14 protein-coding genes are annotated in these 21,066 nt (G+C 50.0%); 4 read left to right on the forward strand and 10 right to left on the reverse strand.

Translation table 11 applies throughout. From position 1 onward, the window contains the following. Window positions 1-20 precede the first annotated feature (20 nt). The gene (locus CLC91_RS05130) at window positions 21-2,402 is read right to left on the reverse strand and encodes a penicillin acylase family protein (protein WP_095500087.1); all 2,382 of its coding nucleotides are present in this window, start codon (window positions 2,400-2,402) and stop codon (window positions 21-23) included. Between the two features lie 77 nt (window positions 2,403-2,479). Here CLC91_RS05130 and CLC91_RS05135 point away from each other — a divergent pair, with 77 nt between their 5' ends. After that, window positions 2,480-3,403 carry a M28 family peptidase gene (locus CLC91_RS05135; protein ID WP_095497869.1) on the forward strand — a complete coding sequence of 308 codons (924 nt, stop codon included), beginning with the start codon at window positions 2,480-2,482 and terminating at the stop codon, window positions 3,401-3,403. 129 nt (window positions 3,404-3,532) lie between these two features. Beyond that, window positions 3,533-5,419, forward strand: a complete 1,887-nt coding sequence (locus CLC91_RS05140) for a DEAD/DEAH box helicase (protein WP_095497868.1) — start codon at window positions 3,533-3,535, stop codon at window positions 5,417-5,419. Window positions 5,420-5,496: 77 nt separating this feature from the next. Here the strand turns inward: CLC91_RS05140 and CLC91_RS05145 are convergent, their stop codons facing one another. The 4 genes from CLC91_RS05145 to metB form a co-directional block, all read right to left on the reverse strand. Next, window positions 5,497-7,518, reverse strand: coding sequence for a bifunctional 2',3'-cyclic-nucleotide 2'-phosphodiesterase/3'-nucleotidase (locus CLC91_RS05145; RefSeq protein WP_095500088.1), 2,022 nt, complete (start codon window positions 7,516-7,518; stop codon window positions 5,497-5,499). Between the two features lie 54 nt (window positions 7,519-7,572). Then, window positions 7,573-8,463 (reverse strand): methylenetetrahydrofolate reductase, encoded by an 891-nt coding sequence (gene metF / locus CLC91_RS05150; protein WP_095497866.1) that lies wholly within the window; start codon window positions 8,461-8,463, stop codon window positions 7,573-7,575. A 121-nt stretch (window positions 8,464-8,584) separates the two neighbouring features. Next, complete coding sequence (locus tag CLC91_RS05155; protein ID WP_095500089.1) at window positions 8,585-10,975, reverse strand: bifunctional aspartate kinase/homoserine dehydrogenase II; 2,391 nt, start codon at window positions 10,973-10,975, stop codon at window positions 8,585-8,587. A 13-nt stretch (window positions 10,976-10,988) separates the two neighbouring features. Next, on the reverse strand, window positions 10,989-12,143 hold the full coding sequence (metB, locus tag CLC91_RS05160; RefSeq protein ID WP_095500090.1) for a cystathionine gamma-synthase: 1,155 nt from the start codon (window positions 12,141-12,143) through the stop codon (window positions 10,989-10,991). Window positions 12,144-12,328: 185 nt separating this feature from the next. On the opposite strand from metB, the gene metJ reads away from it, so the two are divergent. Next, a complete protein-coding gene (metJ, locus tag CLC91_RS05165; protein WP_095497863.1) occupies window positions 12,329-12,646 on the forward strand; it encodes a met regulon transcriptional regulator MetJ in 318 nt (105 codons plus the stop codon). Between the two features lie 262 nt (window positions 12,647-12,908). Beyond that, window positions 12,909-15,674, forward strand: a complete 2,766-nt coding sequence (locus CLC91_RS05170) for an immune inhibitor A domain-containing protein (RefSeq protein ID WP_095500091.1) — start codon at window positions 12,909-12,911, stop codon at window positions 15,672-15,674. A 19-nt stretch (window positions 15,675-15,693) separates the two neighbouring features. Here CLC91_RS05170 and arnF read toward each other — a convergent pair whose 3' ends face one another. Genes arnF through arnA form a run of 5 tightly spaced genes read right to left on the reverse strand, consistent with a single transcriptional unit; the run spans window position 15,694 to window position 21,032 of the window. Next, window positions 15,694-16,101 carry a 4-amino-4-deoxy-L-arabinose-phosphoundecaprenol flippase subunit ArnF gene (gene arnF, locus CLC91_RS05175; RefSeq protein ID WP_095500092.1) on the reverse strand — a complete coding sequence of 136 codons (408 nt, stop codon included), beginning with the start codon at window positions 16,099-16,101 and terminating at the stop codon, window positions 15,694-15,696. Further along, entirely contained in the window at window positions 16,098-16,448 is a 351-nt protein-coding gene (locus tag CLC91_RS05180) for an EamA family transporter (protein WP_095500093.1), read from the reverse strand. Before CLC91_RS05180 ends, arnF begins: the two co-directional genes overlap by 4 nt. After that, complete coding sequence (gene arnT, locus CLC91_RS05185) at window positions 16,448-18,109, reverse strand: lipid IV(A) 4-amino-4-deoxy-L-arabinosyltransferase (RefSeq protein WP_095500094.1); 1,662 nt, start codon at window positions 18,107-18,109, stop codon at window positions 16,448-16,450. The genes CLC91_RS05180 and arnT overlap by 1 nt, the downstream gene beginning before the upstream one ends. A 3-nt stretch (window positions 18,110-18,112) precedes the next feature. Beyond that, window positions 18,113-19,039, reverse strand: coding sequence for a 4-deoxy-4-formamido-L-arabinose-phosphoundecaprenol deformylase (gene arnD, locus CLC91_RS05190; RefSeq protein ID WP_095500095.1), 927 nt, complete (start codon window positions 19,037-19,039; stop codon window positions 18,113-18,115). Window positions 19,040-19,052: 13 nt separating this feature from the next. Further along, window positions 19,053-21,032 (reverse strand): bifunctional UDP-4-amino-4-deoxy-L-arabinose formyltransferase/UDP-glucuronic acid oxidase ArnA, encoded by a 1,980-nt coding sequence (arnA, locus tag CLC91_RS05195; RefSeq protein ID WP_095497857.1) that lies wholly within the window; start codon window positions 21,030-21,032, stop codon window positions 19,053-19,055. Window positions 21,033-21,066: the final 34 nt, after the last annotated feature.

A 21,066-nucleotide genomic window follows, 5' to 3' on the forward strand; every position in this document is an offset into this window, starting at 1 on the left:
CGCCCGCAATGATAAGGCGATTAAGGCGCGCTTGGGATTAACTGCAGCTGCCAGCGGCTTTCACCCGCCAATAGCGGTGAGGCGCGCCCTTGCACCCAATCTTGGTGTCCTTTCAAGTAATACGGCGATAACGGATGCCCTGCTTGGCCACCGGGCATATGAAAAATGCCTTCGTGCTCTCTGCCGGGCGTTACAATTAGCCGTTGCGACGCACCAAAGCGACGGCCTTGCACTCTAGGCATGTCGGAATCACCCGCCATGGTTTGCGAAGGTGCGGCTACCAAGCGTCGCAGAGGCTCTGGTGCCCAGCTTGGAATAACGCTGGCCATGGGGTGCTCAACCGCTAAGCGGTTATGCTCGCCCCAGGTCGCCGCCTGCAAATGGCCGTGTTGCTCAATGAGATCCGCCGCCGCTTCATCAAGAATGGCCAGCATCCACTCATCCCATGAGGCAAACTCCTGGGGAAGCCAATTGCTAGGTTTATGATTGGCCAACTGCCACATGGCTTGCTCTTTTTGGCGAAGTCGGTTCAATACGCCATCGTCTAAGGTTAACTGATGCTGGACAGCGAGCCAGTCTTGCACCGACTGGTATAAAGTTTGTCGATAACGACGATGAAATTGGCGCACCAAGGTATAGGCTGAATCGTAGCGTTTGGCGCGACCGGTCCAATCGTCCAACATCAACAGCACGGTGGCCTGTTGGTTGGTCAACGAATCCTGTTTTTTTAGCAATATGGTTAAGTAGTTTTTCCAGCGCTCTAAAAATAAAGCGCGATCATCTAAGGCGATGGCCAACAGCTCGGCTTCCGTGAATTGGTCTTTACTGTCTAATATCTTTTGAATTTGCTTACCACGGGCGCCGTTTGCATAACCGCCATCACCAATCATTTCATAGCCCAATCCACCTATCATGCGGGCGTTAGCGGTCCACAGCTTGCTGGATTTAGGACTGAGCTTCTTTGGATAATCTTGCGGCGACAGCCAGCCAAGCCATAGTTTATCGGCTTGCTGCCAAGGTACCGTCATACTCGTGTCCTGAGAACTTCGAATCGGCATCTTTCCAGCAATGGTCCAGCCAATGTCACCTTGATTGTCGGCAATCAAACAATTTAACGGCGGAACCCCTGACACCTGACACACGTTAATGGCATCGCTTAATGATGAAGCGGCGTCCATTTGTGCTAATTCAAGATTGAGCGACTCTTCATAGTGCGCCAGCCAGTGCAACGCGCTTTTGCTGCCATCGGCATTGTCGACAATAGGTCCCCAGTGCGTTTTTTGCACCACAAAGCTCACCGGCTTTTTGCCTTTGACTTGAATTTCACTCTGAACCAGCTCAACGGCTTTAGGGCCTTCAAGCGTAGAATAGTAGCCATCGTTAATATCCAACTGAATGCGGTCATGCCAGTCGCCATAAGCATTAGTGAATCCCCAAGCCACTTGGCCATTACTGCCCACCACCACCGCCGGCACACCCGGGAAAGTGGCGCCCACCATCATTCGCGGCGCTTGTAAACGGTTGTAGTTAAGTTGCGCTCGAAACCAGGTATTAGGCAAGCGCAGCCCTAGGTGCATGTCATTGGCCAACATGGCTGCACCGGATTGTGTATGAGCGCCCGATACCGCCCAACTGTTACTGCCTACCTCATCTTGCTGAGGTAAATAAGCTAACCCCGCTGCAGCAACCGATTGCGACAAATCAATCACATCATCGCCTGGTACGGTTGCCGATGAAAAGCTGCTGCCATCCAATGCACTGTCCCAATCGGTGCCTTTAGGTGATAAGTAATTTAGCAACGTTGCCGATCCATAGTTAGCCAATAAACTGCGGCTATCGTCGTAATTGGCGCGCTCGTCGTTAAGATCAAAAAACATGGCGTACACCACTAGCAAACTGTCTTTAGCTTGCCAAGGTTGCGGCTCTGTGCCCAATAACCAATATTCAAACGGCTTACTCTTTAACGTTTGCAGGCCTTTGTTGACCCCTGCAACGTAAGCCGACAGCATGCGTTGATGGTCTGTAGGCAAACTGGCTAAACGGCGCTGCGCCACCGTTTCTAGCAAATGAATTCGGCGAGATTTATCGTATTCAAGGGCTCGCTCCCCAAACAGCTCAGACAAGCGACCACTGGCGCTGCGACGAGACAAGTCCATTTGGAAAAAGCGCTCTTGGGCATGCACAAACCCTAACGCAGCCATGGCATCATCACGATTTTTAGCATCTATATTGACCAAGCCATTTTCGTCTCGACTAATGGAAACCGGTTGCGACAGTGCGTCGAAGCTAAGGTTACCTGATAAGGTGGGTAAACTGCTCGACAACAGTCGATAGGCAATGGCGGTGGCTACTAACAGCGCAACCATTGCTGCGGCCAATAAAATTTTTATTCCCTTTTTCATAGTCGCGTCCGTGTAGTTACCGGTGAAAATTCAGGCTATGCTACTGAGTGTAACCTTTTCATTGAGAATATTTAACCGTGCTGAAACAAGTGACACTTTGGGCCTTAATAATAGGGCTGGTCAGTTTGAGCGGCTGCGCTCACAACAACTGCCAATTGGCGGCGGTTCCGGCTTGGTTAGACACTCAGCAACTATTGGAAGATGCCACCCAATTGAGCGACATAGAGATGTCGGGACGCGAACCCGATACCGACGGTTCTCACAAAGCGGCTGGTTACATTGAAAAGCGCTTAAAACAAACCGGTGTTGAGCCATGGCTAGGCAGTTATCGCCAACCCTTTATTGAATCAGGCCCGTTTGTTGATAAAACCCTACAAAACCTCGTTGGCTATTTGCCCGCCACCGAAACAACCAGCCGCTATGTGGTCGTAATAGCTCATTACGATCATTTAGGTCAGCGCGGTTTCAAGACGTTTTATGGCGCCGATGATAACGCCTCGGGTGTCGCCGCTATGTTGGCACTTGCTGAGCAAGCGGCACAAACTCCAAAGCGCAGCCGCCATCTGATTTTTGTTGCCAGCGACGGTGAAGAAAGCGGTCTTCTTGGGGCTAAGCATTTCGCTCAAACAACCCAAGACTTAAGCATTGATTTAGTGCTTAATCTCGACATGCTTGGACGCAATGACGGCTATCGTAAACTGGTAGTGAGCCCATCAAACCACCCTCAGGTGAAGCAACAATTACAGCAACTGCAAGCTCGCTCTTACGGCTGTTATCGCATTGGGCACCCGCAAGATAGACGCCAACTGCAACGCATCGATTACAGTCGCTCTTCTGATCAACACGCGTTTAAGCCCTACAATCGACCTTGGATATTCGTGGGTGGTAACCAGCATTCCGACTGGCACACTCAATACGATACGGTTGAGCGTTTCAATTTGGACTACTTCAACTTAGCCACCGCCACCAGCTGGCAACTACTAAACTTATGGTTAGACTGAAGAAATCCAACACAACGGGTTATTGTTCTGCTATACTGTCCGGCTTTACTGCGGAGGATCGACAAGGGGTTGGTTTTTCCGCCCACCCGTGCAGCACTTATAGGTGCTATTAAAAGGCGATAAAATTTAATGTCCTCCACTGAAGTTACTTTTCGTGACCTCGGCTTAGCCGATCCTATCTTACAAGCGCTTGAACAGCTTGGTTACGAAACCCCTACTCCCATTCAATCGGCGAGTATTACCCCTCTACAACAAGGCAAAGACTTGCTTGGGCAAGCACAAACCGGTACCGGTAAAACCGGCGCATTTGCGTTGCCACTGTTAACCCGAGTCGATGCCAAGTTAAACGCACCGCAAATTTTGGTATTAGCACCAACCCGTGAGCTTGCGGTACAGGTGGCTGAAGCCTTCCAAAGCTACGCCAAGTTCTTAAAAGGCTTCCATGTAATGCCGATTTACGGCGGTCAAAGCATGCACCAGCAACTGCGCCAGCTAAGCCGTGGACCTCAGGTGATTGTGGGTACTCCAGGTCGAGTTATGGACCACATGCGTCGTGGCACCTTAAAGCTTGAAAAGCTGCGCTCAGTAGTGCTGGATGAAGCTGATGAAATGTTGAAAATGGGCTTTATTGACGACATCGAATGGATTTTGGACCATACCCCAGAAGAGCGCCAATTGGCCTTGTTCTCGGCCACCATGCCCGATGCCATTCGCCGTGTGGCCAACAAGCATTTGAACAACCCAGAATCCATTGCCATTGCCGCTAGCCACACCACGGTTGAGCGCATTGAGCAGCGCTTTGTGCAGGTTGCTCAAAACAACAAGCTGGAAGCGTTAAGCCGCGTTCTAGAAGTTGAACAAACCGACGGCATCATTATTTTTGTGCGTACCCGTAACTCCGCCGTTGAACTGGCTGAGAAACTGGAAGCTCGCGGTTATGCCGCAGACGCCTTGCACGGTGACATGAACCAAGCTTCCCGTGAGCGTGCGGTTGATGCTTTGAAAAAAGGCCGTTTAGACATTCTTATTGCCACCGACGTGGCCGCTCGTGGCTTGGACGTGGATCGCATTGAACACGTGATTAACTACGACATTCCCTACGACACCGAAGCCTACGTTCACCGTATCGGCCGTACCGGTCGTGCCGGACGTTCCGGTAATGCCATTTTGTTCGTTACCGGTCGCGAAATGCGCATGCTGCGCACCATTGAGCGTGCCACCAAAAGCCGCATTGCGCCGATGCCGATCCCGAGCCCTGAAACCGTGTCTGAACGTCGTTTGGATCGCTTAGGTAGCCAAGTGGCGCAAATCATTAACGACGGTGGCTTGGACTTCATGGATGCGGCGGTAGCTAAGCTGTGCCAACAGCTTGAAGTGAACACTGACACCTTAGCGGCGGCTTTGCTTAAGCAAGTGCAAAAAGCCCGTCCTCTGGAAATTGAGCCTTTAGCCAGTCGTCCAGAGCGCGGCGAGCGCAAAGAGCGTGCTGGTCGTGACGGTCAAGATAAGAAGCGTCGTGGCGGCGATCGCCCGGCACCGGACGATGTGGGTGATGCAGTATCTTTGAAAGACATGCCAGACGTGTCCATGATCCGTTATCAAATTCACGTAGGCCGTGAGCACGGTGTGGGTGTGGGTAACATTGTAGGCGCCATTGCCAACGAAGCGGATATCGATTCCCGTTACATTGGACAAATTGAAATGTACGATGGCGTTTCCACCGTTGACCTGCCTGACGGCATGCCAAAAGACGTACTTGAGCACCTGCGCAAAGTACGTGTTTGCGGTCAAAAGCTGAACATTCAGCCGGCTAATTCAGACGCTGCCAAAACGGCGCGTAAAGAAAGCGGCAATGGTGGCGGCGGTCGCGGCAACTACCGTGGCAACAAAGGTGGCCACAACCATCGCGGCGGCAAGCCCAAAAAAGACGGCCATCGCGGTCAAAAACGCGTCTCCTTTGAAGTCAACAAAGGCAAAGGCGAAGGTAAACGTAAGCCTCGCAAGAAAGACGCCTAAGCAATAGCCATCTTCGCTGTTAGCACAAAAAAGAGCTCCCTTGGGAGCTCTTTTTTTAATGCCTTTTGACCACTCGCTTAACGAGCGCTCAAGTCCACTCGATACTCGGCAAATCCCAGCTCATCTAAGCCCACCTTGGTCATGGGCCAACGACTGAAGTGCTCGATGTAGGTCTTGGCATCTTGTGAGTCTTGAGTAACAAAACGAATATCCAATGGCGCCTTGGAGCGAATAGGCTTAAGCGACCAATTGTTATCTGGTTTTACTTCAACCCAGGCGTCAAACTCACCAGATGCCGGGTTGAAGCGAGATTGCTCGCGAATGTAGTCAATCAGCAGCTGTCGGGTTTCATAGCCGGATTCAAACACCACTTGCTCGGCATTCGCTCCTGCGAATTTATCGCCAAAGGCTCTAAAGTTATTGGTAATCACCAAGAATTGTTTTTGCATGAGGTCATTACCGGTCAGGGTCTTGCCTTGACTGTCTTGGTAGCTTAGTTGACTGATGCGCTCAGCCTTGTCGTTCACCAACTTACAGTTGCCATCAAAACGGCTGGGTTGAGTGACGTCAATTTGATAGCTCAACCCTTCAATCACATCAAAGTTATAGGTGCGGTGATTATTCCAGTTAATGAGTGATTGCGGCTCAGTTGAACTCACGTCAATTTGATTAAACTGATTGGCGGAACACTCTAACCAGTCTTTAAGCTGTGCGCCACTGGCTTTCAGGGCAACCAAGGTATTGGCGTACAAGTACAAATCGGCACCGTTGCGGTAGCTGAGCTCGCCGGCGTTCATTGCCACATATTGCTGAGCATCACCCGGCGTAGAGTGGCGACCGCCGGCTTTCAGTGGTGACGCCACCGACACTACAGGCAAACCCGCCAACTCAACCGGCATGTTCTGCATCATATAAGCCCGTTGCGCCTGCGCCACAATTTGTACCGAGGGATCGTCTTGCAGCAAACTCAAAAAGCTATTGAGCGGCTGAGTAGTCACCCCGATGGGCTGCTGCATGTAGGCAATGGTGGCCTGATGCTCCGTGGCTATTCGCTGTTGCAGCTTGCTGTCGGCTTTAGCAATGGATTGTCTGGACTGTGAGTCGTAAATCGGGAATGACGATGACTGGCTTTGCTGCCGAAGCCACTTTTGCTGAGCCACATCCCAATCAAATTCGATATCGATTTGACCTAAATGATCGCCCCAACGCCCCGGCATCACCGCGGGTACTTGATTAATGGTTCCTCGGTCAATGTCGACACCGTCAATGTTGGCAAACGCTTGCGATGGAAAAACACTGTGGCTGTGCCCAAGCAGTAGCGCATCCACACCGTCAATGTGAGCCAGTGCGATGGCGGCATTTTCTTGATTGGCAAGGTTAATGGTTTTTGGGTCGCCTAAGCCGCTATGGGCGATAATAACAATGGCATCCACCGATTGTTTGCGAAGTTCACCCACGTACTTTTTGGCCATTTCCACCATGTCTTTGGCCACCACTTTTCCAGTTAAGTGCTGTTTGTCCCACACCATGATTTGCGGTGGCACCAAGCCAATGACGCCTACTTTAAATGGTCGCTTTTGACCATTGCTATCAACAAACTGGCGTTCTAACACCACAGTTGGTGAAAACATGTGTTCGTTGTTTTGGGCATCAAACACATTAGCATTCACATAGGGAAATTGAGCACCGGCAATGGCTTGCTTTAGAAACTCAAGGCCATAATTAAACTCGTGATTACCCAAATTGCCGGCGTCATAACCCAGGCTATTCATCGCTTTATAGGCGGGGTGGGTTGTCCACTGACTCGGATCTTTACTGGCCATGTAGTCGCCCATGGGGCTGCCTTGCAGTAAATCGCCGTTATCAAACAACAAGGTGTTTTGCGTGCGTTGCGCGGCGATTAAACTGGCCACTCGGGTCAAGCCAATGGTGGGATCGGTTTGGTCTTGATAGTAGTTGTAGTCCATCAGATTGGTGTGAATGTCTGATGTTTCCAATAACCGCAGTTGCAGTTGCGCCGGTTGCTGTTCGACTTGTACGCTGGGCTGACACGCCGATACAGTTAACAGAAGTAAAATAGCCGTTAGAATGGGTTTCACGGTTCGTTATCCAAAAGAATAATATTACGCCCAATTATAACGGCTTAGCTGAGGTTATCCCAGTGTTGGACGAACCCCCAAGGTATGACAAATCGCGTAGCTCAGTTCGGCACGATTTAAAGTGTAAAAATGAAAGTCTTTTACGCCCTCGCGAGAGAGCACCTTAACCATGTCGATGGCCACATTCGCCCCGACAATTTTTCGAGTTTCAGGATCGTTTTCCAACCCTTCAAACTGACCATAGAGATAATTAGGAACACTGACGTTGGTCATTCCGGCAAACTTTTTCAGCTGGTTAAAGTTGGTTACCGGCAAGATCCCAGGAATGATTTCTACGTCAATGCCCGCCGCCACACAACGGTCGCGAAATCGTAAATACGACTCTACGTCGAAGAAAAATTGGGTGATGGCACGGTTGGCTCCGGCGTCAATTTTACGCTTTAGGTTCACCAAATCCGCCTGTGCATTGGGCGCATCTGGATGCACCTCTGGATAGGCCGCCACCGAAATATCGAAATCCCCTTCTTCTCGCAGCAATTTCACCAAGTCTACGGCAAAGCGGGTTGGCTTAGGGCTGCCTTCAGGCAAGTCGCCCCGCAACGCTACGATTTGTTTAACCCCTTTATTCCAATAATCTCTCGCTAATTCGCGCAACTCTTGGTCGGAGGCGTCAACAAGCGTTAAGTGAGGCGCCGCAACCAAATCGGTTTCCGCGTGGATTTTGTCTATCACCGCATGAGTTTTATCGCGCACCCCTGAGTTGGCACCGTAGGTGACCGACACAAACTTTGGCTTCAGCGGCGCCAAACGTTTAATGGAATTCCACAAGGTTTCTTCCATGGTGGGGGTATTAGGCGGAAAGAACTCAAATGAAACATTGATGTCTTGCAGCTGAGATAAACTCTCATTCAATGAATGCAACTGTTGCGCGTGATGAAATCCCATTTGATGTCCTCAATAACGGCCGCTCTGCTAAGCCGCCTTAATTAATTTGGATGTTTAAACGTTTAGACGTCTATACACCCAAATAATAAAGAAGCGCTTCAGATAGTCAACTTAAAATTTCTCAATCAGCTAATAAATCTCTGCAAATCTGCGCCAGATCGGTTTGCACTGCCGCCGCAGTAACCTCTCGCCCAGCCCCCGGGCCACGAATAATCAGCGGGTTGTCTTGGTAAAACTCACTGGTGACCACAAAAACGTTATCGCCTGGGGTCAAATTAGCGTAAGCATGCTCTAGGCCCACCTGCTGAAGTCCGACACCGGCTTGTAAGCGCGTTTCCGATTGAGTCAAACTGGCGACGTAGCGAATGCACAAACCCTGCTCTTTAGCAGTAGTTAGCGCCTGTTGCATGGGGGCGTCGAGCTCGTCAATGCGTTCTAGAAACTCATCGAGACTTAAATCCGCAAGGCTTTCCGGCACTAACGATTGTAGTTCAATGTCGTCAAGCTCCAGCTCCAAGCCCATTTCTCGCGCCAATATCAGCAATTTTCGTTGCATGTCTCGCCCAGACAAATCATCACGAGGGTCTGGCTCAGTTATGCCCAACTCTTTAGCGTTAAGCACCAATTGTGAGAAAGGCGTTGAGCCATCAAAGTGCTCAAACAACCAACACAAGGTGCCGGAGAAAATACCGCCTACTTGCTGCACTTTGTCGCCACTGTGGCGCAAGTCGTTTATCGCATATTGTATGGGTAATCCCGCACCCACCGATGCGTTATAGCGCCAGAACAAACGGCGATCGGCTATTTGCTGTTTTAAGTGACGATAAAACGGCAAAGGACCAGAGCCGGCTAGTTTATTGGCGCTTACCAAATGGATTCCGTGGTTGAAAAAGTCCGGATAACGCAAGGTCAAACTGGAACTGGCGGATACGTCTAAAGCAATCACCTCATCGTAAGGTAATTGCGACAGTTGCTCTAATAACGGCTCGTAACTCCAAGGTAAGCCCTTTTGATGACGCAGTTGCCATTGCTCAGCATTAATGCCTGTGCCATCGATGATAGCTCGAGAAGAACTGACCACACCCACCAGTTGAATTTCTGCTTCCAGCTCACGTTGAAGCCTTGTCCGTGCTTTGGCGAATAAGGTTAACCACGCTTGGCCAATATTGCCGGTACCCATGAGCACAATGCCAAAGCGCTTTCTGGGGCCAGCGCAACGCCGATGAACCTGCGCTGCCAGGGCTGACACTTGATCTTCGCGCACCAAAGTAACCAAGCTGTGCGCGTCTTGATACAAGGGCTTAGCAGCGCGATTAAGCAACCGTGCGAACCCTTGCCGGTAATCTTGCACAGCGCTGCTTACTAGCGCCACCAACCCAAACCCTTGCTTGCGGGTTATTTGAGTTAAGCCACAATCAGGAGCTAAGCGCTTAAGCAAACCCACCGCCGCCGGCGCCTGCTCGGTTGTGTAAGCCAGCTCTATCACACCATTGTAGTCGCGCCAATGGGCTAATGGCGGTAGGTCTTGCGCGTCCAGTTGACTGAGCAACGATAAGAAATCACTGTCGCAACGACACACAATGCGTTCAACTTTAGCCAATGCCGTTACGACTGGCTGACTGGCGGACTGCGAGTTAGGAGAAATTAACGTGAAGTCGGTATGTGGGGCGTAGCTTGAGCGCACCGCCAAGGAAATATTGGTTCCTTGCAATGGCTGTAAACAGCGAGAGTGCAACACTGGACTGCCTAAACCAGCAAGGCGATTGGCTTCCAGTAAACTCATAGAACGCAATAATTTTGCGTCACTGATGCGGTTAGGATCGGCGTTAAACACCCCTTCAACGTCGGTCCAAATAGTGACTCTATCAGCATTCGCTAAGCGCGTAATTAAGGTGGCACTGTAATCGGAACCATTTCGACCGAACAGCAAGGTTTGGCCTCGCTCATTGGCGCAAATAAATCCGGTAATCACTATCCGATGCTGAGGGTGCTCACCAATAAATTGCTGTAACGCCTTGGATGACTCTGTTTCACGAACCTGTGGGGTGGCTTCTTCATCGGCAAGCAGCACTTGGCGAGCATCTAAAGCGGTAGCAGCAACACCCGATTGCGCCAAAAGAGCGGCTAATAAGCGGGATGACCACAACTCACCAAAGGCAATGATCTGGCTCTGTTGGTAGTCATTTAAGTCTTCAAGACTCAGCAGGCGGTGCAGCACCCTAATGTCTTCACGCAACTGAATTAACAACTGCTTTTGCAACTCATCTTGCAGCGATTGTTCAATCAGACGTTGCTGGTATTGATGCAATAATTCCAGTTGCTGTTGCCAACCAAAGTGATTATCGAGACCATCGAGTAACTCATATAAGCGGTTGGTGGTTTTGCCCGCCGCCGACACCACAATCAAATCGTCACTCTGTCCATGGGTCAACAGAATGTGGGCCACCCGTTTGTAACAATCGGCGTCAGCTAAACTGGAGCCACCAAATTTATGAAGATGACGAATGCTCACTACACTACCTCTCTTACACTAACGCATCTAAAGCTTGCTGTAAGTCAGCAACCAAATCATCGCCATTTTCAATGCCCACAGACAATCGAATTAAGGTGTCTTTAAGGCCGGCCTCGGCGCGCGCTTCAGGCTCCATGGCTCTGTGGGTCATGGTCGCGGGCACCGCAACCAAGCTTTCAACGCCGCCTAAGCTTTCCGCCACAGAGAACAGCGTAAGGGCGCTTAATAACTTACCAACATGCTGGTCATCGCCTTTTAACTCAAAGCTTATCATAGAGCCAAAGCCTTGTTGCTGGCGCTTGGCTATGTGATGCTCCGAATGGTACTCAAATCCAGGGAAATAGGTTTTATCCACTGCCGGGTGAGCGTCTAGTAGTGCCGCGACTTTGAGCGCATTGGCTTGATGCTGGTTAACCCGCGCTTCTAAGGTGCGCAGGCCTCGCAGGGTTAAATAGCTATCAAATGCTGAGCCGGTAGCGCCAATGGTATTAGCCCACCAATCGAGTTGCTCTGCCAGCTCGTCGGTTTTGGCAACCACAGCCCCCCCAACCACATCACTGTGGCCGTTGATAAATTTGGTTGTGGAGTGAATGACAATATCTGCACCTAGGGTTAGTGGTTTTTGCAGCACCGGCGATAGAAACGTATTGTCCACCACCAATAACGAGTTGCTCGCCTGACATTGTTGCGCCACCGCTGCGATGTCCACGACTCGAAGTAACGGGTTTGAAGGCGTTTCCAGCCACACCATGGTTGGCTTGCGGGCGAAACACTGTGCTAATGCTTGGGCGTCAGTTTGATCCACCACGTCCAGCTCAAAGTACCCTTTTCGAGCCAAATTGGTAAACAGCCGAAACGAACCACCGTAGCAATCATGGGGAACTACTAACCGGTCACCGGGTGACAGCAGTTGCAACACCACATTAATGGCCGCCATTCCGGTTGACGTGACCACACCACCAGCCCCTTGTTCGAGTTTGGTTAATGCATTGGCGAGTATGTTTCGGGTTGGGTTTCCACTGCGACTGTAATCGAAATCTCTCGGAGTATGGTAATCCTCGAAGGTATAATTCGTGGACAAGTAAATGGGTGGTACAACCGCTCCGTGATGAGTGTCGTCTTCAATGCCCTCTCGAACTGCTATAGTCCCCGGATGATACTTTGTCATTGCTACTCCAAAATTCCAGTCAGATGATTATCTGAGATGTCTAGACGGCTAAAGTAACCTATGACATAATAGGCGTCAAGATGCTTAGACGTCTAACTAACCAAGTATTGATAAGAGTGTTTGTGCCATCGCAACCTTGCATCCGCGCACACATTCAAAACTGAAGCTAATTTGCGGGTGGTAACATGACAGAGTGGGATGGTAATTACATTAGCCCATACGCCGAACACGGTAAAAAAAGCGAGCAAGTAAAAAAAATCACAGTATCGATTCCAATTAAGGTACTCAAAATTCTAACCGACGAACGCACTCGTCGACAGATTGCTAATTTACGCCACGCCACGAACAGTGAGCTTTTGTGTGAAGCCTTTCTGCACGCGTACACTGGACAACCCTTGCCAAACGATAATGATCTTAGCAAAGAAAAGCCCGATACGGTGCCAGAAGACGCCAAAGCCATTATGGAAAAGCTGGGAATCGATGTGGAAAGCTTCGACGACTAACGGATTGCCGTTAGGGCACTCTCCTTCAAAAAATAAGCTGCCATTGAGCAGCTTTTTTTGTGCCTCATCAAAGTTGCGACTAAGGTATTAGAACGAGCGCCCATTTTATATTATTACTGGCTTTATTAAACATGCCTTATACACTTAGATAACTTTCTAGTTTGTTGGGCCTTTAACTATAGAGTGAACAAAAACTCTAAAATATCCGTTCTTATTAGCATGTCGATAAGAAACCAAACGCCGTTTTGGTAATGAGGTTTGAATGATGCGCTTTCTTCTCCTAACTCTTACACTTGCAAGCCTAACCTTTGGTGGTTCCGCTTGGGCCAGCCCAATACCTTTATCAAAAGCGGATCCTGGCTTGTTGAACAAGGAGCGCATCGAATATTGGCTGCGAAAAAATGGTGAGCTCAGTAGTGACAGTCAACCCAGTGAAGTCAGTGCTGCCGTCGATAAGTTTGCTGCCAAAGCGCAGTTTGCAAACCCTCACAAAGAGATGTTGGCGGCGCTAGCACAACCGCACAACCGCAACCTCTCCAGTGCTAACCGAGCACCGGCTCAAGCAACACTGATGAATGCCGATAGCGTCACCAACAAAAACGTGTTGGCTATTATGATCGACTTCCCCGATTTACCCCACGATGCCAACCGCCTATCGGCTCAAGATAGCGACATGTTTTATGCCAGCTACCCCGTCGTTCACTACCAGAACCTGCTGTTTAACCCCAACGGTTTTAGAGGTCCTAACGGTCAAACCCTCGAAAGTGTTCATCAGTATTATCAGCAAGAGTCGGGCAATCGCATGAACTTTAACGGCACCGCTTTTGGCTGGTTTACCGCGCAGAATAATGCTCAGTATTACGGTGAGAACGATCCCGACAATAATGACGATGACAAAGCGGCTGGAGAATTGGCCATCGAAGCCGTAACCAAGCTTTATGAAAGCGGCCAGTCTGATCTCAGCGAATTTGATAGAGACGGCGATAAGATCATTGACCACTTAATGATTTTCCATTCCAGCATCGGCGAAGAAACCGGCGGTGGCGTGTTGGGCAGCAACGCCATTTGGTCACACCGATTCGCGGTGCTCGATGGCAATAACCGACCGGTGGCCATTGGCGACTCGGGCTACTCCATTTTGTATTACACGATCCAGCCAATCGATGCCGGAATCGGTGTGTGTGCCCACGAATTTGGCCACGACATGGGACTTCCGGATGAATACGACTTGGCAGGCTCGGCACAGGGCGAACCGGTTGGGTTTTGGTCACTCATGTCTGCTGGTTCCTACGTCGGCAACCCGTCACAAAGTAAACCCGCTAGCATGAGCCCCTATGCGCGTCGATTTTTACAACAACAAATGGGAGGACGCTGGGTAACCGAACAAAGGGTTGATTTTGACCAGTTAGGCAGCCAAGCCACCGCGCTAGACATCAACCATGCCAATGACAAGAGCGGTAATGTTGATTTGTTAACCATTGAGTTGCCAAAAGAGCCCATACCGTTTAGCGCACCATTTACTGGTGATTACCAATACTACTCCACCACAGGAGACCAAATAGACAATCGGTTAACCTTACCGCAGGTGGCCATACCGGCACTCGGCAATAGCCGCCTCACCTTCATGGCTTGGTGGAAAATTGAAGAAGACTATGACGTTGTGCAATTGTTGGTAAACGGACGCCCAATAAGCACATCGGCATCTCGCACCAACAACCCTTACTATGCACAACTTGGCCCGTACTTTTCAGGCAACTCAGCACAAATTGCGGGGGCTCAAGGCGACCTTGGCTGGGTAGAAGTATCGGCGGATTTAAACGAGTATGCCGGGCAAACGGTACAACTGCAGTGGCGCTATCAAACCGACAGCTTTGTTTATGAAGACGGCATGGTCATCGATGACATTCGCATCACTAATAATGGCACCATCGTCTTTGAAGATGGCGCTGAAATCGTAACTCAAACCGCGCTTTCTGGCTTTTATCGCAGTAACAGTGACAAACCCGGCGAAGCGCATCGTTACTTAGTGGAACTGAGAAGCCATTTAGGAAACGACGAGCAATTAGGAGGGCGTAATTACTCTCCCGGCTTGCTTATTTGGTATCGAAACGAAGCCTATTCCAACAATAACGTTGACGAGCACCCTGGTTTTGGTTTTCTGGGTGTGGTGGATGCGGATCAAACCCCAATTCGTCGAAACGGCCGTAATTTAGGCTCGTCGGTTCAAATACAAGACGCTGCATTTAGTTTGTATCCGCAACTGCCCTATGTGCTCGATACCAACCTAGCCGCCATCCCTCGTTTTGATGACAGCTTAGATTACAGTTTCCCTAGTCAGCCGCAATCCGGCTTGCAGCTGCCCAAGCTTGGACTGCAAATTGAGTTGACCTCGCAGGTGAACACCAGCGAGCGCGCCAGTGTCAATATTACCCGCTCAGCGACGTCGACGGGCGATCAACTAGCGGGACAACTATCCGCTGTGCTTGATGGCATGATGCTAACTGCCAGTGTCGATGTTAATGGCGGGCAAGCGCCGTATCAGGTGATTTGGGACTTTGGCGACGGCAACAGTGGCAGCGGCTTACAAGTCAGCCATACCTACGCCGCAGCAGCCAATTATCAAGTGACCGCCACCATTACCGATGCAGACGGCAATCAGCTACAACTGACCCGACAGGTTCAGCCAATAATGCCGCTGGCGGTATCTATTGAAACTTCGGTTAACGAGCGCACTTTAAGCTTTTCAGCGCAAGTGAGTGGTGGCGATGGCCAATACAGTTATGTGTGGGATTTTGGCGATGGCTTTAATGCCGTTCAAGCCAGTGGCCAGCACTCTTATCAAAGCGACGGCAGCTTCACGGTAACGCTGACGGTAACCGATGGGCTCGGCAACAGCCAACAGGCGCAAACCGAGGTCACCGTTTCGAGCAGTACAACTGAGCCCAGCCAAAACCTTGGCAATGATGACGGCGGAGCTTTTTATTGGCTGCTGATGTTACTGGCGCTTGTTAGACTTAATCGAAAATAGCTCAACAAAAAAAGGGAGCCTAGCTCCCTTTTTGCTGACTGTTGGTCAAGTAAACCCCAACAACAATGAGCCCAATACCGAGCATAGGCAGCCAATCGAAATGGTTATCGAACACCTCCATCCAGCAACTGATGACAAATACGCTCACATAACTCAGTGCTAATAACGGATAGGCGCGCGACAGGCTCATATTGGCCAATACACCCAGCCAGGCAGCCATGGAACCAACATAGGCACTCAGGCCCAAAACCACCCAAAGCATCGCGTTTAAATGATCACGATAGTGGCCTAATTGGGCCAGCCATTGCCAGTCCATCGGCAATTGGCTCATGCCATATTTCATGCTCAACTGGGCCAAGGTAACTAATGCAATACTCATGGCTGCATACAGGTAACCACGAATCATGGAAGCTGTGGCGAGGCTCATAAACTTAACCCCATGCAGGCAACGCCGGCTGTAATCAATAGAGCGCCTAGCCAGCGTCTCGACGTCACATCTTCTTTAAAAAAACACTTAGCGATAACCAGCATAACGATAAAATTAAGGGCTAAAAATGGATAGGCTATGCCCACCGGCCAGCTTTGCAGCACCAACAACCAAAACACAGCGCCCAGGCCTAACAAAGCAATGGCGGCCACCAGCCACGGCTGTAACAATTTTTGCCCCCAACGGGCGTCCGGCGCTAACTGTTGAATACGCTGTACCGCTAACTTTTGAGCCACTTGGCCCAAACAGGTACAGGCAATGGACAACACCAGCCACAGGCTTACCATCAGCCGTTCACCTTACGGTATAAGTAAAAAATGTAGCGTCCTTGAACGCGCATTTCATCCGGTGCTGGCAGCTCATCCAACTCTGGCATTTGCTTGCGGCGCATGAAGACTGCCACATCGGCACTCTGACGTCGCTCGGCTATGGTTGCCGCAATATCATCGTGGCCAATCAGTCGGTGTTGCGAGTCTAACTGCTTTAAGCCGTACTTCACTTCACCGGTTTTACCCCAGAGGGTAATATCGCCTTTATTAAGATGCCAAGCCAGCGAACCTGCTAACCCAACCTCTTGCGAAATGATTGAGGTATCGTCGTTTAGGTAGGGCTTCACCGCCTCTATAAAATGTCCCGGTGCTTTGCGATCAAATACCGATTGTGGTCCAAGAAACGGCACCAATAGCATGAACATCACCGGCATCAGGCCTAATTTCGTTAGAGGCTTAGATTCGGGCTGCCTAGCCAGGCTAAAGCCCAACACCGCCCAGCTACCAAAAACCAACACGCCCAGCACCATTTTAGGGATCTCAGATAAGCCGTATAAAGGCTCTTTGCCCAGCAGCCCAACCATGGCTAACAGCAACGCCAGTAGTAGAAGACCCGCAAACGTCATGTTCAACCATCCAGCCCAGCGCAGCGCTTTACCCCCCATATCGATGTAGCGTTTAAGCCCCATGGCCAGCAATACCGATAATGGTGCAAAGCAAGGTAAGATGTAGGTAGGCAGTTTGCCCTTAGCATAAGAGAACAACAAAAACGGCATCAGCGCCCACAGCAATAAATACCAACAAAAACCCTTATGCTGTTGCCAAGGTTTGCCTTTAATGGCGGCAACCACGGCTCCTGTCCACGGCAGAGCGCCCAATAACAGCCAGGGGATATAAAACCAAAACGGTTCTTTATGCTGAGCGTTATCTGCGGCAAAGCGTCGAATGTGCTCTTCCCAGAAGAAGTAATTCCAATAATCCGGTTGTTGAATGTGGATCGCAATTGCCCAAGGCAAACTGACAACCGCAGCCGACAACACCGCCACGCCACCGTATTTAATCAGCTCTAATAATCGACCTTGAATGGCCATAAATGGAAACAGCGCCACCACTGGCAAGGCCAAAGCAACAAAGCCTTTCGTCATAAAGGCGGCTGCACAAAAGACCCCAAATAGGGCATAGCGCAGCAAACGTTGCCGAGCCGAGTCCGCGTCCAGCAGCCAATAAAAACACACAAAGGCGGCGGTCACCCAAAAGCTCAACATGGAGTCTAAGGTCGAATAAGTGCCAATCATAAACACGATGAAGCTGGACAAATAGATACCGCTGGCCATTAAGGCAGTGCGACGACATTGCAGGGTTCTTAAGGTGAGCCAAAACAGCAACACCGCTGAGCCTGCCGCCGCCATGGCCGACATAAAGCGCACTGCAAAGGCGTTATCGCCAAAAATCAGCAAGCTAATGCTGTTCATCCAATAGCCCATAATGGGCTTTTCGAAGTAGCGCAGCTCCAAAAACTGCGGAGCAATCCAATTGCCACTGGCCACCATCTCTCGACTGATTTCACCGTAACGGGTTTCGTCGGGCTCCCACAAAGGCCGCTGGCCTAACGGCAGCAGGTATAAGAGTATAAAGGCGAGCGCGAGCACCCAGCCAAATCGTTTCATAAGCATTTGCATGAGTTATCCTTTACGCTCAGCAACCACAGACTGTTGCCAACCAACCCAACCTTCACGGCCTGCTAGTGGCGCTTTTACCACCGAGTCTTGCTGTAACACAGGCTCTAGCTCCAGCAATCGACCCAGTGGCACAAAGTGAATGTTTCGTTTTTTAGCGTCTTGCAGCAGTTGCTCAAACAAGTCCGCCTTAATGCCGCCTTCTACTTCGGCATGTATGGTGTAGCAATTAAATTGCCCAGGGGTTATTTGATTGAGAATGAAGTCATTAAACTCGCTTTCGGCAACGGTTTGCCCAACCACTTCATCATAGGTTGGCAAATTAACCGGAACTTGCGGAGTGCCCGGTTCGCCATCGTTAACCAAGGGATAAAACAGGGCGTTGCCTCGACAGTCAGAGTTGTATTTGAAATCAAATTCCTGCTTGATATCGACGGTTCGTTCATCGCAACGCCAGCCCGCCACAGCCGAGCAATCTGGACGACGGCCAATGATGTCGGTTAGCGCGTCAACGCCCAATTGGATTTGCCGACGCAACTGCTGTTCATCCCACTTATCAATGTGGGCTTGCCAAGCGTGGTGATCCCAAGCGTGCAGCCCAATTTCGTGCTGGCCTTGAGGTTGTGGTTGCGCCGCTTGCCTAATGATATGAGGCAGGCGCGCTCCGATGTTAGGGCCGGGCCAAAAGGTGCCGCATAAGAGAATGTCTAAACCGTATAAGCCTACGGCGTTGGAGCGCAGCATTTTCCAAAGGAATTTAGGCTTTAACAATCGCCAAACGTGGCGCCCCATATTGTCCGGGCCAACGGAAAAGAAAAAGCTCGCTTCCACATTATGTTTAGCGAGCGTTTGTAGAAGCTTAGGCACTCCTTCGCGAGTGCCCTTAAAGGTATCTACATCGATGCGCAAGCCCACATAGGTAGGTTGACTCATCTGAGCAGGCTCCTTACTTCTCGTTGACGGCGGAATCCAAGAAGAAATTTAACGTTTTCTCGATGGTGGTTTCCATGGTTTGGGTCGGCTCCCAATCGATCAAGCGCTTGGCATTGCTGATGCTTGGCTTACGGTGAGACACATCCTGATAGCCATCACCGTAGAACGACTGACTTTCAACCACTTTAAAGCCAGCGAACGGTGGGAAATTATCGCGCAATGGGTGCGCTTCGAACTTGTCTAGCAGCACCTGTGCCATTTCCTTAATGGACGCTTCATTATTTGGCGCACCGATATTAATGATCTGCCCATTACACAGATTATCTTTGTTGGCCACAATTCGGAATAAGGCCTCAATACCATCTTCAATGTCGGTGAAACAGCGTTTTTGCTCGCCACCATCAACCAGTTTAATGGGGGTACCTTCCACCAGGTTTAAGATCAACTGGGTGATTGCTCTTGAACTGCCAATGCGGGCTGAATTCAAGCTGTCCAAGCGAGGGCCCATCCAGTTAAATGGACGGAACAAGGTAAACTCCAATCCTTCTTTCTTACCGTAGGCCCAAATAACGCGGTCCAGTAACTGTTTTGATACTGAGTAAATCCAACGCTGTTTGTTAATAGGCCCAACAATCAAGCGCGATTTATCTTCATCGAAACTTGGCTCATCGCACATGCCATACACTTCTGAGGTGGATGGGAAAATAATGCGTTTATTGTATTTAACGCAGTACCGTACAATGCGAAGGTTCTCTTCGAAGTCGAGCTCAAAGACTCTCAAAGGATTACGCGTGTATTCGATGGGCGTTGCAATGGCAACCAAAGGCAATATCACATCACACTTCTTAATGTGGTATTCGATCCATTCGGTATGAATGGAAATATCCCCTTCAACGAAATGAAAATCTGGGTGCCCCATAAGGCGGCCAATGGCACTGGAGCCAATATCTAATCCGTACACCTCATAATTGCCGTCTTTTAAAAGGCGCTCGGTTAGGTGGTTACCAATAAAGCCGTTCACCCCTAAAATAAGCACCTTGGTTTTGCGATCTTGATTAAGTTGCGACGACGCTTTAGGGCCAAAGCGCATCCCTTCAACCAAGTTCATTTCCCGAGCTAATTGCTCACCGTTAACGTACAAGCCGGATTCGGTTTGGCCTGCATCGATTTGAAGCACCCCTTCTTTACAAGCAACTTGCAACGGCATGGCGCTAACAATGGTACCGGGTTTGGCACTGGAGTTAGTTGCCACGACGGTGGACTTCCAAATCAAACATTTGCGATCACCGGTATGGGTGAATGCGCCCGGATACGGCTTGGTTACCGCCCGAACAAGATTGTGCAGCTCGGTGGCGCTCTTGCCCCAATGCAACTCGCCATCTTTAGCGCTACGGCCACCAAAATAGCTGGCTTTGGTGTCGTCTTGAGGCTGATAGCTCACCGATCCGGCCATAAGCTCTGGCAAGGTTTTGTGTAACAACTGTCCTGCCGCTTGGGTCAATTTAACGTGCAGATCTTTGGCGGTATCTTGTGGCTCAATGGTGACCTTTTGTTGGGCCGCAATGTCACCGGCATCCACCTTGGTGATCATTTTGTGCAAGGTCACACCGGTTTCAGTTTCACCGTTGATGATGGCCCAATTGGCTGGCACGCGACCACGGTATTGAGGCAATAACGAGCCGTGAAGATTCAAAGCTTCAACTTGGGCGCAATCTAATACTTGTTGTGACAATACATCGCGATAATAAAACGAAAACAAGAAGTCGGGGTTATATTGTTTGATGCGCTCAACCCAAATTGGATGATTAACATCTTCTGGCGCGAATACAGTAATGCCCTCTTGCGCTGCCAATTCCGCTACCGACTCGAAAAAATGATTTTCTGTAGGCGAGTCAACGTGAGTAAAAATGGCATCAATGGCTATCCCCGCTTCAATTACACGGCGAATGCCTTCACAGCCGATATCGTGATATGCAAAAACTACTGCGTTCATAATGTGTCCTAAAATATGGTAAAAATATTAACCG

It is taken from the genome of Paraferrimonas haliotis (assembly GCF_002282895.1).
Classification (GTDB): Bacteria; Pseudomonadota; Gammaproteobacteria; order Enterobacterales; family Shewanellaceae; genus Paraferrimonas; species Paraferrimonas haliotis.

Coding starts and splice junctions, on each gene's coding strand:
- CLC91_RS05130 (WP_095500087.1), bottom strand. CDS start 2,402: ATGAAAAAGGGAATAAAAATTTTATTGGCCGCAGCAATGGTTGCGCTG.
- CLC91_RS05140 (WP_095497868.1), top strand. CDS start 3,533: ATGTCCTCCACTGAAGTTACTTTTCGTGACCTCGGCTTAGCCGATCCT.
- metF (WP_095497866.1), bottom strand. CDS start 8,463: ATGGGATTTCATCACGCGCAACAGTTGCATTCATTGAATGAGAGTTTA.
- metB (WP_095500090.1), bottom strand. CDS start 12,143: ATGACAAAGTATCATCCGGGGACTATAGCAGTTCGAGAGGGCATTGAA.
- metJ (WP_095497863.1), top strand. CDS start 12,329: ATGACAGAGTGGGATGGTAATTACATTAGCCCATACGCCGAACACGGT.
- CLC91_RS05170 (WP_095500091.1), top strand. CDS start 12,909: ATGATGCGCTTTCTTCTCCTAACTCTTACACTTGCAAGCCTAACCTTT.
- arnF (WP_095500092.1), bottom strand. CDS start 16,101: ATGAGCCTCGCCACAGCTTCCATGATTCGTGGTTACCTGTATGCAGCC.
- CLC91_RS05180 (WP_095500093.1), bottom strand. CDS start 16,448: ATGGTAAGCCTGTGGCTGGTGTTGTCCATTGCCTGTACCTGTTTGGGC.
- arnT (WP_095500094.1), bottom strand. CDS start 18,109: ATGCAAATGCTTATGAAACGATTTGGCTGGGTGCTCGCGCTCGCCTTT.
- arnD (WP_095500095.1), bottom strand. CDS start 19,039: ATGAGTCAACCTACCTATGTGGGCTTGCGCATCGATGTAGATACCTTT.
- arnA (WP_095497857.1), bottom strand. CDS start 21,032: ATGAACGCAGTAGTTTTTGCATATCACGATATCGGCTGTGAAGGCATT.